Origin of the sequence: Pedobacter sp. (assembly GCF_039594775.1) — a bacterium.
Taxonomy (GTDB): Bacteria; Bacteroidota; Bacteroidia; order Sphingobacteriales; family Sphingobacteriaceae; genus Pedobacter.
Map to the genome: position 1 here is coordinate 465703 of NZ_JBCNMT010000002.1, position 13320 is coordinate 479022.

General features: G+C 36.6%; 11 protein-coding genes and 1 tRNA gene. 10 read left to right on the forward strand and 2 right to left on the reverse strand.

Annotated elements, in window-relative coordinates:
- Positions 1-315 precede the first annotated feature (315 nt).
- The 5 genes from pyrF (at position 316) to ABDV71_RS08125 (ending at position 4696) form a co-directional block, all read left to right on the forward strand.
- On the forward strand, positions 316-1146 hold the full coding sequence (pyrF, locus tag ABDV71_RS08105) for an orotidine-5'-phosphate decarboxylase (RefSeq protein ID WP_343531947.1): 831 nt from the start codon (positions 316-318) through the stop codon (positions 1144-1146).
- Complete coding sequence (locus ABDV71_RS08110; RefSeq protein WP_343531948.1) at positions 1143-2042, forward strand: EamA family transporter; 900 nt, start codon at positions 1143-1145, stop codon at positions 2040-2042. Before pyrF ends, ABDV71_RS08110 begins: the two co-directional genes overlap by 4 nt.
- Before the next feature lie 56 nt (positions 2043-2098).
- Positions 2099-3379 carry a DUF2851 family protein gene (locus ABDV71_RS08115; protein WP_343531949.1) on the forward strand — a complete coding sequence of 427 codons (1281 nt, stop codon included), beginning with the start codon at positions 2099-2101 and terminating at the stop codon, positions 3377-3379.
- Between the two features lie 113 nt (positions 3380-3492).
- On the forward strand, positions 3493-4158 hold the full coding sequence (locus ABDV71_RS08120) for a YceI family protein (protein WP_343531950.1): 666 nt from the start codon (positions 3493-3495) through the stop codon (positions 4156-4158).
- Between the two features lie 319 nt (positions 4159-4477).
- Positions 4478-4696: a PspC family transcriptional regulator gene (locus ABDV71_RS08125; protein WP_343531951.1), complete on the forward strand. Its 219-nt coding sequence runs from the start codon at positions 4478-4480 to the stop codon at positions 4694-4696.
- 108 nt (positions 4697-4804) lie between these two features.
- Here the strand turns inward: ABDV71_RS08125 and ABDV71_RS08130 are convergent, their stop codons facing one another.
- Positions 4805-5461, reverse strand: a complete 657-nt coding sequence (locus ABDV71_RS08130) for an ankyrin repeat domain-containing protein (RefSeq protein ID WP_343531952.1) — start codon at positions 5459-5461, stop codon at positions 4805-4807.
- Positions 5462-5732: 271 nt separating this feature from the next.
- Between ABDV71_RS08130 and ABDV71_RS08135 the strand changes: the two genes are divergently transcribed.
- The 4 genes from ABDV71_RS08135 to ABDV71_RS08150 all read left to right on the forward strand — a co-directional run bounded on the left by ABDV71_RS08135 (position 5733) and on the right by ABDV71_RS08150 (position 10062).
- Positions 5733-8339 (forward strand): DNA translocase FtsK 4TM domain-containing protein, encoded by a 2607-nt coding sequence (locus ABDV71_RS08135; protein WP_343531953.1) that lies wholly within the window; start codon positions 5733-5735, stop codon positions 8337-8339.
- A gap of 25 nt (positions 8340-8364) precedes the next feature.
- Positions 8365-9015, forward strand: a complete 651-nt coding sequence (locus tag ABDV71_RS08140) for an outer membrane lipoprotein carrier protein LolA (protein WP_343531954.1) — start codon at positions 8365-8367, stop codon at positions 9013-9015.
- An 87-nt stretch (positions 9016-9102) separates the two neighbouring features.
- Positions 9103-9864: an MBL fold metallo-hydrolase gene (locus ABDV71_RS08145; RefSeq protein ID WP_343531955.1), complete on the forward strand. Its 762-nt coding sequence runs from the start codon at positions 9103-9105 to the stop codon at positions 9862-9864.
- 114 nt (positions 9865-9978) lie between these two features.
- Positions 9979-10062: transfer RNA gene (locus ABDV71_RS08150), tRNA-Leu, on the forward strand.
- A gap of 810 nt (positions 10063-10872) precedes the next feature.
- On the opposite strand, the gene ABDV71_RS08155 is transcribed toward ABDV71_RS08150, so the two are convergent.
- Complete coding sequence (locus tag ABDV71_RS08155) at positions 10873-12537, reverse strand: recombinase family protein (protein ID WP_343531956.1); 1665 nt, start codon at positions 12535-12537, stop codon at positions 10873-10875.
- Between the two features lie 374 nt (positions 12538-12911).
- Between ABDV71_RS08155 and ABDV71_RS08160 the strand changes: the two genes are divergently transcribed.
- Positions 12912-13199: a hypothetical protein gene (locus ABDV71_RS08160; RefSeq protein ID WP_343531957.1), complete on the forward strand. Its 288-nt coding sequence runs from the start codon at positions 12912-12914 to the stop codon at positions 13197-13199.
- Positions 13200-13320 lie beyond the last annotated feature (121 nt).

Here is a 13320-nt window from a genome sequence, read left to right on the forward strand (position 1 = left end):
CTTTATGCTTCAATCTTTGTAAATCCCGTCATCCCGGAGCCCGTCGAAGGAACTGTTCCATTGTAATAACGCTTCGGTCAGCTTAACGTGGCAAGGAAAAGAAGGAAGTGATAACAAAAAGTATTTCTCTGTCGACAGCAGGCTGGCGCTCAGGTCAGGTTTATGATACTTTAATCTGAGCAATAGTAGTCATATGCGGTTCAAACCTCATGGGTTTTCAAAACCTACGAGGTTTCCGCTAAATAGACAATCGAAAACTGTGAACTGAAAACTATTATTAGCATCTTTGCAGCAATCAAAAAATCGCATTAAAAAATGAATAAGCAGCAGCTATTTGAACAAATTCAACGTAAAAAATCATTCTTGTGTATAGGCCTAGATCCTGTAATGGACAAACTGCCTAAACATTTGCTAAAATATGAGGACCCTATACTTGAATTTAACAAGCAGCTGATCGATGCTACCCATGATTTGTGTGTAGCCTATAAGCCCAATACTGCTTTTTACGAAACTAGGGGCGTTAAAGGCTGGAACACCTTGGTGAAAACCTGGCAGCACTTTCCTAAAGATGTGTTTACCATTGCCGATTCCAAGCGTGGCGATATTGGCAATACCTCAGCCATGTATGCTGAAGCCTTTTTTAATGAAGCTAGCTCTGAAATGAGCTTTGATTCAGTGACCGTAGCACCTTATATGGGTAAAGATTCAGTATCTCCATTTTTAACATACAAAGACAAATGGGTGATTTTATTGGCGCTGACTTCTAATGAGGGAAGTAAAGATTTTCAAACTAAACAAAGCGACAACCAAAAACTGTATGAGCAGGTAATTACAACCTCATCGCAATGGGCCAACAGCGAACAGATGATGTATGTAGTAGGGGCAACCAAACCTGAGGAATTTCAAAATATTCGTCGTTTAGCACCCGATAACTTTTTATTGGTACCCGGTGTTGGCGCACAGGGTGGCAGTTTAAGTGCCGTTTGCGAGCATGGCCTAAACCAACAATGTGGTTTGTTAGTAAATTCGGCCCGTAACATTATCTACGCAAGTAGCGGCGAAGATTTTGCCGAAAAGGCCAGAGAAGAAGCTTTGGCCCTTCAACAAGAAATGGAGCAGATTTTAACGGCTGCCAAGCTCATATGAAGCAAAAAAAAGATGTAAAGCTTATTGTAGCACTTTTTGCCATTGCTATTGTTTGGGGAACTACTTATTTGGGTATCCGTATTGCAGTGCATACTATTCCTGCTTGGTTTGTGGCAGGTTTAAGGCAAGTTGTTGCTTCTGGCATATTGCTGACTATTTTGCTTGTTAAAGGCCAATTCAAATGGATAGGCTGGAAAAGTTTGGGCCGTCAGATTCTGGTAGCAAGTTTAATGATCATTGTGGCTAATGGGATGACCACAGTTGCAGAGGAGAGTATCCCCAGTGGATTAACCTCTTTGCTTACCGCTCTTTCACCCATCATTGTATTTTTAGGCAGTGTGGCTTTTGGCTTACAAAAAGCAAGTTTAAAAGGCTTTATAGGTGTGTTGGTTGGATTTAGCGGCGTGGCTTTTATTTTTAGGGATGGACTTAACGATTTGCTTGATCCAAACTATAAAACGGGTATTACCTATTTGGCCATGGCCATTTTAGGTTGGGCTGCGGGAACTGTTTATACAAAAAAATATGCCCATAAAAGTGAGAACATCTTTTTAGACTTGTTTTATCAGTTTGCCTACGCTGCGATTGCCCAATTGATGATTGCTTCCGTGGTTTCTCCATCAACGGATGTTAGCCAATGGACATGGCAAAGTTTAGCCGCAATTGCCTACTTGGGAGTGTTTGGCTCAGTGGTTGGTTTCTTCTGTTATAATTATGCCTTAAAACGAGTAAGCCCTACCGAGGTTTCCATTTTGTCTTATTTCAATACGATTATCGCTATCTTTTTAGGTTGGTTGGTGCTTAATGAAACAGTTACTTACGATTTGCTTATTGCTACGGTGCTGATCATATTAGGTGTGTTCATCACCAACTATAAAAAGACCGAAGTAAAATAGTTATTCTAATAAGTTTTAAGTTAATGAGTTGATGGATTTATTCCTTAACTTTCGTTATGCGTATACCTGAAGAACTTATTCATTTAATATGGCAGTTGAGGCTTTATGATAGTACAGAACTGCAAACTAATGACCATCAGTCCATACAGATTTTAAATTGTGGCTATGCCAATAAGCATGCTGGGCCAGATTTTACGGATGCTAAAATTATTATTGGACAAACTACTTGGGTAGGGCAGGTCGAAATTCATCTGAAGTCTTCGGATTGGTATGTCCATGGTCATCAAAACGATGCTGCCTATAACAACGTAATCTTACATGTGGTATTGGATGATGATATGCAAGTTCAAACTGCTAATGGTGCTACATTGCCCACGCTTTCTCTGAGAGGTAGGATTAACGAACAGCTATTGCAAAGATATCAATCGTTAATTGGCGCTACTTATGCTTTTCCTTGTGAAAAACAGATTGGTGGAATTGATGGTTTTGTGATCAGCGGTTTTTTACCTAGGGTGTTGGTAGAACGTTTAGAACAGAAATGCAAAGAAATTTTTGAACGTTTGGAGCAGCTTAATGGTAATTGGGACGAAACCTTTTATCATTTTATGGCCAAAAGCTTTGGTTTTAAGATAAATGCTGTGTCTATGCAATTGCTGGCCCAGAGCTTGCCACAACAACTATTTGCTAAACATAAAGACCAAGCATTGCAAATTGAAGCCCTGGTTTTTGGTCAGGCAGGGTTTTTAAACCAACAGTTTGATGAGGAATACCCTAATTTGTTGAAACAGGAGTATGCCTTTTTAAAGAAAAAGTATGGTTTACAGGACATTGGTGTGGCACTTTGGAAATTCCTTAGGATGCGGCCTCAAAATTTTCCCACGCTTAGGCTGGCACAATTTGCTGCTCTGATTGTAAAATCAAACCATTTGTTCTCAAAAGTGTTAGAAGTGAAAAAGGTGAAAGAATTGAAGTTGTTGTTCGAAGATTTGCCTGTAAACAAATTTTGGGAAACTCATTATCACTTCAATAAAGAAACAGCACATGTGAATCTGCAATTGGGTAAGCAATCCATTGATAATATACTTATTAATACGGTGAGCTTATTTTTATTTGCTTACGGGAAGTATGGGCAACAAGCTAACTATCAAACAAGGGCCTTCTATTTATTGGAAAGTATTGCTGCAGAGAAAAATAAAGTGGTTTCCCAATATGAAAATGCGGGGGTGGAGATAGGCAATGCCTATCAAACACAGGCGTTGCTACAATTGAGAAAAAACTATTGCAACCAGAAAAAATGTTTAAATTGTGGTATTGGTTTGAAGATTTTGAAAAGATAATATTAGTTGATTTGAAATTCTTAACATAGGTCAAGAATTATGGCTTTGAACCAACTTAGCTTTGTGCACATCATTGTGGTTGAAATAAACTTTAATAAATTAAAAACAGAAAAATGAGAAAATTACTTTTTGCGCTTCCTGCGCTTCTTTTAATGGCTTCTTGTGGAGGTTCGTCGAACAACACGGCAACAACAACCGAGCAGACTGCTGCCGAACAAAAAGGTGAAAACTTCATTATTGACACCGCAACTACTTCAGTAGATTGGAAAGGTGCCCACAAAGGAGGATTGGCACCACGTTGGGGTAAAATCAAAGTTAATTCTGGAACTATTTCGGTAGAAAAAGATTCAGTGAATGGCGGTGAGTTTATTGTGGATATGAAATCCCTTCAAGTTGATCCTGCATCAGTAACAGAAGAAGGAAAGAAAGCCACAGATCTTGAAGGGCACTTGAAAAGCGTAGATTTCTTTGACGTAGAGAAAGCACCAACCGCTAAGTTTGTGATTACCAAAGTAGCGCCGTATACCACAGCAGATGGAGCTAGCCTAATTGCTGATCCTAATTATTTGATCAGTGGAAACTTGACCCTTAAAGACAAAACGTTGAACGTAACCTTTCCGGCAAAAGTTCAAGTTACAGCAACTTCGGTTACCGCCTCAGCTAAATTTGTAATTGATAGAAGCGCTTGGGGAATCAATTATAAAACAGAAGGCAGTCCTGAAAACTGGATGATTTCAAAAGATGTTGAAATTGGCCTTACGCTTAATGCTAAAAAATAGGTATTTAATAACCATGAATTTACCTATGTGTCTATGTGGTTCATTATTAAGTATTGATATAAGAGAAAATATAACTACATAGACACATAGATCTTTCATTTTGCAATTATGGTTATCTAACTCACGTTAAGTTAAATATTTCGTTATACTTATATTATAGTAAACAGTCCGACAATCTTTTGTCGGACTGTTTTTGTATTAATGAGCTTTAAAAGTGAATATTTATATTAAAACCTTGAAAGGCTACGTTATAAAATTCGAATTTAAAATGTAGCGCTTATCTATTATTTTTGTAAATTAGAATATAAAATCAGATAAAATGTTTCAGCGTATCGTTACTTTCTTTGAACAGCGCAGCTTTGGGGTTTCGGCTTATTTGGCCAGCAAATTGAATATGAGTACTGCTAAAGTACGTCTATTTTTTATCTATTCTTCATTTTTGGCCGTAGGTTTTCCTATCCTGTTCTATGTATTAGCTGCCGTAGTTTTGGATATCAGGAACTACATGAAGCGTATTAGATTAAGGGTTTGGGAATAATTTGATTTACGATTTTAGAATGACGAGTTACGATTGATATAGGAGTAGCCATTTCATTCCTAACTGAGTAATGGACTTTTAACTTTCAACCTTTAACTCGTAACTCCCTTAGTCGTCGTCTCTTAAAATCTCTGCTATTTCGTTAAAGCCTTTCTCGGCAGCCAAGTCGGCAGGCAGTTTGCCACCTTCCATCCTCAAGGTAACTTCGGCACCATGTTCTAGTAAAAGAATGATCATTTCTATATTTCCCAACTGAGCAGCACTATGCAAAGGGGCAACGCCCGATTTTTGGCACACATTAGGATAAGCTCCAGCATCCAACAGCATTTTGGCAATATTATAATTATTGCTTGCCACCGCAGAATGGATAGGGAAAACATTAAAACCGTTCTTACTTGGAAGGTTTACTTCAGCACCCTTTAACACTAGGAAACGGGCAATCTCTTCGTGGCCAAAATAACAGGCCAATCCAAGAGGGGTAAAGCCATCTACGGAATACTCGTTAACAATCTTAGGATTTTTGAAGACTAATAGCGTCACATCGTCAAATTTGCCAACAGCACAAGCATCAAAAATGCTCAACTCTGGCATAAATTCTACAATGGCATTGGCAATGTCCATTTTTTTATAGTAACAGGCCAATAGCATAGGTGAAATCTGATGTGATGTCAGCTGGGTTGCCAAGCTAGGTTTTTGCGACAAAAGAGCCACAATTTCTTCCAATTGGTTGTTTTCTATAAGCGTTTCGAGTTGCGTAATGTCCATTTTTTAAATTAGTTTTCGCCAACAGGTTAAATTAACGAAAATTTATTAACATTTTTAAAACAAAAGATCCTGCACAGTTAGCTACTATGCAGGATAAAACTAAAATAAAAAACCTATACAATAAATTAATTGCTGAACATGTTTAAGACTATACAGCTTTAATAAGGTTTAAAGCTTAACTGCAATTTTTAAGCAAACAAGTTAAAAGGCGGGAAAGTAAAAGAATATAAACAGTTTCTTATATTTGTTCATTAAAACTATAAACGATACGATGTCGGTAAGGGGAAATTCATTTAAATCCAATTCTTTTAAACAAAATGCAGAATCAGGTAAAGGTGGGCAAAAAGCAGGCCCTAGAGAGCCCCGAATAAAGCCCGAATATCTTCCAAAATTTAACCTCCAAGATGGACGATTGGTCAAAATTATTGGCTTGTTGTTCATCATCTTTTCTATTTATTTCCTGGTAGCTTTTACCTCTTACATTTTTACTTGGGAAGAGGACCAGAGCTATGTAATTGATGCCAACGGAGGTTGGAGCAACCTGTTTAAAAGCATCGACGAACTTAAGCAGAGTGGCGTTGAAGATCCTATTGTACAGAACTGGTTAGGCAAAATAGGAGCTTTGTTATCACACCAGTTTATTTATGAATGGTTTGGTGTAGCCTCTTTCTTGTTTGTATTTGTGTTTTTTGTGATTGGCTATCGCATGCTTTTCAAGGTAAAAATATTTGCTATAGAGAAAGTATTAGGCTATAGTTTCTTTTTCTTGCTGTTCTTATCACTAGCTTTCGGTTTTGGACATTCTTTCTTTGCTAAAACCCCACACTTCCTTGAGGGAGAGTTTGGTTATTGGAGCAATAAACTATTAGAGGTGCAGATTGGTAGAACTGGTGTGGCAGGTTTATTAATTTTCTTGGGCCTATCAGTACTTATTGTGGCTTATAACATCGACTTTAAGATGCCAGAAAAGAAGCCCGAGCCAAATCCAAGGAGAATTATTGATCCCGAAGTGCCTGAAAATATCCAATTGGAAGATGAAACCAAATCAGAGCCAGTAGAGTTTAGCTTGAATGATCGATACAGAAATCAACAAAAACTAGATCAGAACATTACCTTAACTCCAAGCAGGTTTGATCGGAAAGAGCCAGAAACTGAGGAAGATGATAATGCAGGCATCCCTTTACCTACCAATGTATTGCTTACCCCAACGGTAGCTGCGCCAGTAGTGGAAACGCTAAGCCCTGTTAGCCCAGCCATGGAAATTACTCCGGCGCCAAAGGTCGAAGGCAAGGCAGAGGAACCTACGTTTACTATTGAGAAAACAGAGGAAGAAGTGAAGTCGGATGAATTGGTAGAACAATTTGGAGCTTATGATCCTACCTTAGATTTGTCTAACTATAAGTACCCTCATTTAGACTTACTGGAGAATTACGGTACCAATAAAATTTCAGTAAATGCCGATGAGTTGGAGGCCAATAAAAACAAGATTGTAGAGACCTTAAATCACTACAATATTGAGATTGATAAAATTAAAGCTACCATTGGTCCAACCGTAACCCTTTACGAAATTATCCCAGCGCCGGGTGTGCGTATTTCTAAGATTAAAAACTTGGAGGATGATATTGCACTAAGCTTGGCGGCTTTGGGTATCCGTATTATTGCACCAATGCCAGGTAAAGGAACCATTGGTATTGAGGTGCCAAACTCCCATCCAGAAATGGTGGCCATGCGAAGCGTATTGGCTACGGAGAAGTTCCAACAGTCAAATATGGATTTGCCTATTGCTTTGGGTAAAACCATTAGCAACGAAGTTTATATTGCCGATTTGGCCAAAATGCCTCACTTGTTGGTAGCGGGTGCTACGGGGCAGGGTAAATCAGTAGGGATTAACTCTATTTTGGTATCGTTGCTCTATAAAAAACACCCTTCGCAACTGAAGTTTGTATTGGTTGACCCTAAAAAGGTAGAGCTTACGCTATTCAATAAAATTGAGAGACATTTCTTGGCTAAATTACCAGGAGGGGAAGATGCCATCATTACCGATACCAAAAAGGTAGTACATACTCTGAATTCCTTGTGTATTGAGATGGATCAACGTTATGATCTGTTGAAAGATGCCATGGTGAGGAATCTGAAAGAGTACAACGAAAAATTCATCAAGCGCAAGCTTAACCCAAATAATGGTCACCGTTTTTTACCTTACATTGTTTTGGTAGTTGATGAGTTTGCCGATTTGATCATGACAGCTGGTAAAGAAGTAGAAACACCAATTGCCCGTTTGGCGCAGTTAGCCCGTGCTATTGGTATTCACTTGGTATTGGCTACGCAACGTCCATCGGTAAATGTAATAACAGGTACCATTAAGGCTAATTTCCCTGCCAGATTGGCGTTTAGGGTGCTGTCAAAAATTGACTCGCGTACCATTTTGGACAGTGGCGGTGCAGACCAGTTGATTGGTAGAGGTGATATGCTTTTAGCTACCGGTAGTGACTTAATCAGGTTACAGTGTGCTTTTGTGGACACTCCTGAGGTAGATAGAATTTCAGACTTTATTGGTAATCAGCGTGGCTATCCAGATGCCTACTTATTGCCCGAATATATTGATGAAAATGGGGAAGGTTCATCTAAGGAATTTGATCCAGATGATAAAGACCCGTTATTTGAAGATGCGGCCAGATTAATCGTCATGCACCAACAGGGCTCTACTTCATTGATTCAAAGAAAAATGAAATTGGGCTATAACAGGGCAGGTAGAATCATCGATCAATTAGAAGCTGCAGGAGTTGTTGGCCCGTTTGAAGGGAGTAAGGCAAGAGAAGTTTTAATTCCAGATGAGTACGCTTTGGAACAATTCTTGAGTAACCTTAACAATAGTTAAAAAAGAATTTAGAATTTAAGATAAAATGAAGAGAGCAATCATAGCGTTTTTAGCATTAGGTGTTTTTGCTTCGGTAGCATCAGCACAGACAGACCCAAAAGCGAAAGCAATTTTAGCAGAAGTAAGTAAGAAATACCGTTCTTATGATATCGTAAAGACTGATTTTACCTTTACTTTGGATAACAAACAGGCCAAGGTTAAAGAAACACAGCAAGGTACTTTATATGTAAAGGCTAATGCCAATAAATACAAAGTGGCCATGACCAACCAAGAGTTGATCAGTGATGGTAAAGTACAATGGACTTATTTGAAAAACGATAAAGAAGTACAAATTAACAATGTAGACCCTAGTGGTGAGGCTTTAAATCCTGCCAAAATATTCACCATTTACGAAAAAGGCTTCAAATACATTTATACTGGCGAGCAAAAAGTAGGTGCAAAGGTTTATCAAATGATTGATTTATCACCTACAGACATTAAGAAAAATGTATTTAAAGTACGTTTGAGTATTGATAAAGCAGCTAAGCAGATTGCCAATATTGTGATCTTCGAGAAAAACGGTAATACTTATACTTACAATGTGAAAACGTTTTCGCCTAATATTAAGGTGCCTGAAACTACCTTTGCATTTGATGCAAAGAAATATCCAGGAGTAGAAGTGGTTGATTTGAGATAATTGAATTTAATTATACATCGAAAAGGGTTTAGGCTAGTAGTTTAAGCCCTTTTTTATTATCTTCGAAAATTACGTAAAACAACTATTTTGAAGATTACTTTTTTAGGTACGGGCACATCACAGGGTATTCCAGTAATTGGTTGTAAATGTGTGGTATGCCAGTCTGCCGACAAAAAAGATAAGCGATTAAGGGTTTCTGTTTGGATAAAAACGGCGGATAAAAGCATCGTGATTGACAGCGGCCCCGATTTCAGGTACCAAATGCTGCGGGCAGGGGTAGACGACCTAGATGCTATTCTTTATACGCATGAGCATAAAGACCATATTGCAGGTTTGGATGATATTCGTCCCTATAACTACATCCTTAAAAAACGGATAGATATTTATGCCACTGAGCGAGTGCAGGAAGCTTTAAGAAGAGAGTTTCAATATATTTTCGCAGATACTAAATATCATGGCCTGCCGCAAATCAATTTGCATTCCATTACTGGCGAACCATTTAACATTGGTGAAAGTACAATCATTCCTTTTGAGGTAATACACTATAGGTTGCCTATTTTAGGCTATAGAATAGGCGATTTTACTTACATCACGGATGCCAAAACCATTAGTGAAGAATCCTTAGAAAAAATAAAGGGAACCAAGGTTTTAGTGCTTAATGCCCTGCAGAAAGAAAGCCATATTTCTCATCTAACTTTCTCTGAAGCTATTGAAATGGCCAATAAAATAGGAGCAGAAATGACTTATTTTACCCACATTAGCCATAACCTAGGATTACACGAGCAGGTAAGTAAGGAATTGCCAGGCCACATTAAGCTTGCTTATGATGGTTTGACCATTGAACTGTAGAAACGTTCATGCTGGATTTGTTTCCGCATCTTCTCCATAAATAACCTTTCAAAAAACAATTTTACAAACCCGCAGGTTTTTTCAATGCAAATGATATCTTTGCAGCATTAAGATACCCAGGTGGCGAAATTGGTAGACGCACCATCTTGAGGGGGTGGCGCTGGCAACGGCGTGGCAGTTCGAATCTGCTTCTGGGTACCCTTTTTTAATAGCTAACAATCTGATTGTTAGCTATTTGTGTTTTAAAAATCGTTCTTTTTAAAGCTTTTTTTGCTGTATTTTTATAGAATTTGATTTTGCAATTTTTTGATTCTCAAACACTTCAAAATCGCAGATTTTGGATATATTTTTTACTTGTTTTTGCATCATTTTGACTACCAATTCATTAAGATTTGGCCTGTTTTTCTTTAAAATAAATCGAGCTTCTATACCATGAGCAGATTAGCTTAGAACATTTTTTTCAGTTTTTGTCTCCACTTTTTACAATTTCTCCCATAATTTGTTTTGTTGATTCGATAAAGTTTCATTTTGTGGTATTTGATCTCCGTTCGTTTATGAGTTTGTCTTCTTAGTGGTGTTGTTTTTCTATTGTTCTGTTTTGATTGATTATTATCATTTTGGTAGGTCAGTTTTTACTATAAACAAGATTGTTTAAGTATTTTTGCATTCTGATTGGAACAATCCATTTCAGGCTAGATAATTCAAAAAAATGAGATAAGATTTTATTTATTTTTAAAACTTATAACAATTATGTTTTTTATTAAAACAGTTGTTTTGTTATTTGTTTCTAGCTTATTTCTCACATCAGTGAGCGAGGTGCTAAAACAAGTAAGAAAACTTTTGAAGTAAACACTACGTCAAAATATCGATTTGGTGACAATCTAGATAATTGGGGCGTTAGGGCAAGCACTAGCGCCCTCTTTTATAATCTTCTGACATTCATATGAAATCTTACAGTACTAAATATTTACATATTAATGGTCAGCAACAGAAATAAACGTTTTCGTTTTAACATAAACGGACATTTTTCCCAGTTTTGTCTCCGATTTTTTCAATTTCGGCTATGATTTGAGTAATCGATTTGATGAACTTTTCATTAATAATGGATTTAATCTCCATTTCTTTTTGCGTTGATTTTCTTAATGCTCTTCTCAATCCTAGATGCTCTGTTTTGCTATTTTGGGCCGTTATTATTTTGTTTGGGGGTCGCAATATTAATAGTGTATTTATACTTGCTTTTCTAAGATTGAATTGTAGGAGCTCATTAAAATAACTAGAAGTAAATATTCCTTGATCCCATGTCAAATAGTCTTTAAATATCATCCTTACCAAAAGTTGTTTTTGCAGTATGTCCGATCTTCTGTATAGTTTGTAGAAATTGAATCTACCAGACTTAAATATATTCACGACATTTTCAATATTTGCTTTGTCTATTTGCGAGTTATTAAACAAACTCTCAATATGTTTCTTTTCAATTTTAAACTCTTCCATCCATTTATGATAAAAGGAAACTGAAATTTGGTCGGCTATGAATTTTTGCTCTAACCTTAAATTCTTTTCTCGTAGATTTCGAAGCAATCTTAATTTTTCTTTTTGTCTCTTTTTTTCGTCTTTTAATAGCTCATCCGATAAACTTAATAGTGAACTGTTCAGTAAGTCAACTTGATGTTTTTGCAGTGTAATTTTCTTTAATAATTCTTCAAATTTCATGTGGATAGTTTCTCCAGGAATATTTATGCTCGGATGATCAACACATTTATAATACAAGTAATATTTCCGATTTCCTTTTGTCCATCCAGCAGTAAGATTTCGACCACAAGGACATTTTATAACACCTCTTAGAGGAAATTCCTCGTTGGCTCTAGTCTGTCTTTTTGGCTTTCTATCCAATACTTTTTGTATACGCCAAAAATCTGTTTCTGATATTATAGGCTCGTGGAGAGCTTTTACATATTTTTCTGACGTGTTTTTAGAAGCTTTGATTTTTATTAATCCCGCATAGACGGGATTTCTTAAAATATCATTGATGGCGTTACTTCCTCTATTTTTAAATCCGAGTCCAAATACTTCTTTATGTATTGTCTTATGCGGAACACCTGCTTCAAAATCTGCAAATATTTTCTTTATGATGAAGCTTTGCAAGCTATTGACTTCTATTGTTTGGTCGTTTAATGGCTTTTTGATGTTTGTGTAACCAAATGGTGCCTTACCTAAAAACCGACCTTTTTCTTTCGCATTTAAGATACCTAATCTAGTTCTGTTCTTTATGGTAAGAAGCTCTCTATGTGCTATCAAATATTCAAAGGCCCGTTTCATAAAGACATCCGAGTCGGATGTGTCTAGGTTAATTGGCTCATTGGTCGAGATAACCTTGACATCATACTTTCTTTCTAGTTCATCAATTTTGATTAATGCTTCAGGTAAGTTTCTGCTAAAGCGGTCGTGGTCGAGTACCACAAGATATTGGCATTTTCTATTATGTTTTTTAATGAATTCCTCTAGAGCCAAATAACTATTTCTTTTAAACGTATAGCTGCTTTCTCCATTATCTCGAAACACTTCCAGAATCTTCAGTTTATTCCGTTTACAATAATCACGGACAATGGTCTCCTGATACTCCAATGATTTAGATTGATCTTTAGTACTCAATCTTAGATAACATACTGCATTCATATATAATTTTTTAATGAATGCCTAATTGAAGGAAATGATTGGATTTCAAATGAGTTTACGGTTAGCCGTAATAAATCGTACTACTATTTTTAGTATATTTGGTTTGTGGCAATTAGCTGATTAGTTGTTGTTTATCTAAATTTAACCAAATATTTCAAGAATATGCGCTCTTATAATCCAATTTGTCATCTGCCAAATAAGAAGTTATTTATTTTTTATTCCGTCGGAATTTATCTAGGAAGATAGTCCTGTGTACTGATAGGTACTTTTTAAAATCATCCTTATTATATAATAGATAACAATATCAAGGAAATAGTTTTTATAAGAGTAAAAGCATCGAATAGCCATAAATCAATATTTAAAAACTTAATATTATGAATCAAGAAATTATTGACGCAATCGAAAATCAAAATGTAGTAGAATTTTATTATGAAGGAGAGCTAAGAATTGTAGAACCTCATTGTTATGGTAAAACAAGCGCTGGTAATGAAGGTTTGCGAGCTTATCAAGTTGGTGGTTATTCATCATCAGGTAAAATGGGATGGAAGATGTATGATTTGGGCAAAGCCGATGATATTACAGTGACTGAAGAAACATTTGAAGTTAGAAGTGAATATAAAAGGGGAGATAAAGGAATGTCTGTTATTTATGCTGAAATCTAATTGTGGATATATAGAAACTCAGCTGGAGATTCGGGAGTATCTAATTTTGAAATAGATTCGGACTATCAGCTTGTGCAGTTTCCTACAACGGTTAGAAAATATAGATACAGTTATAAAAAAA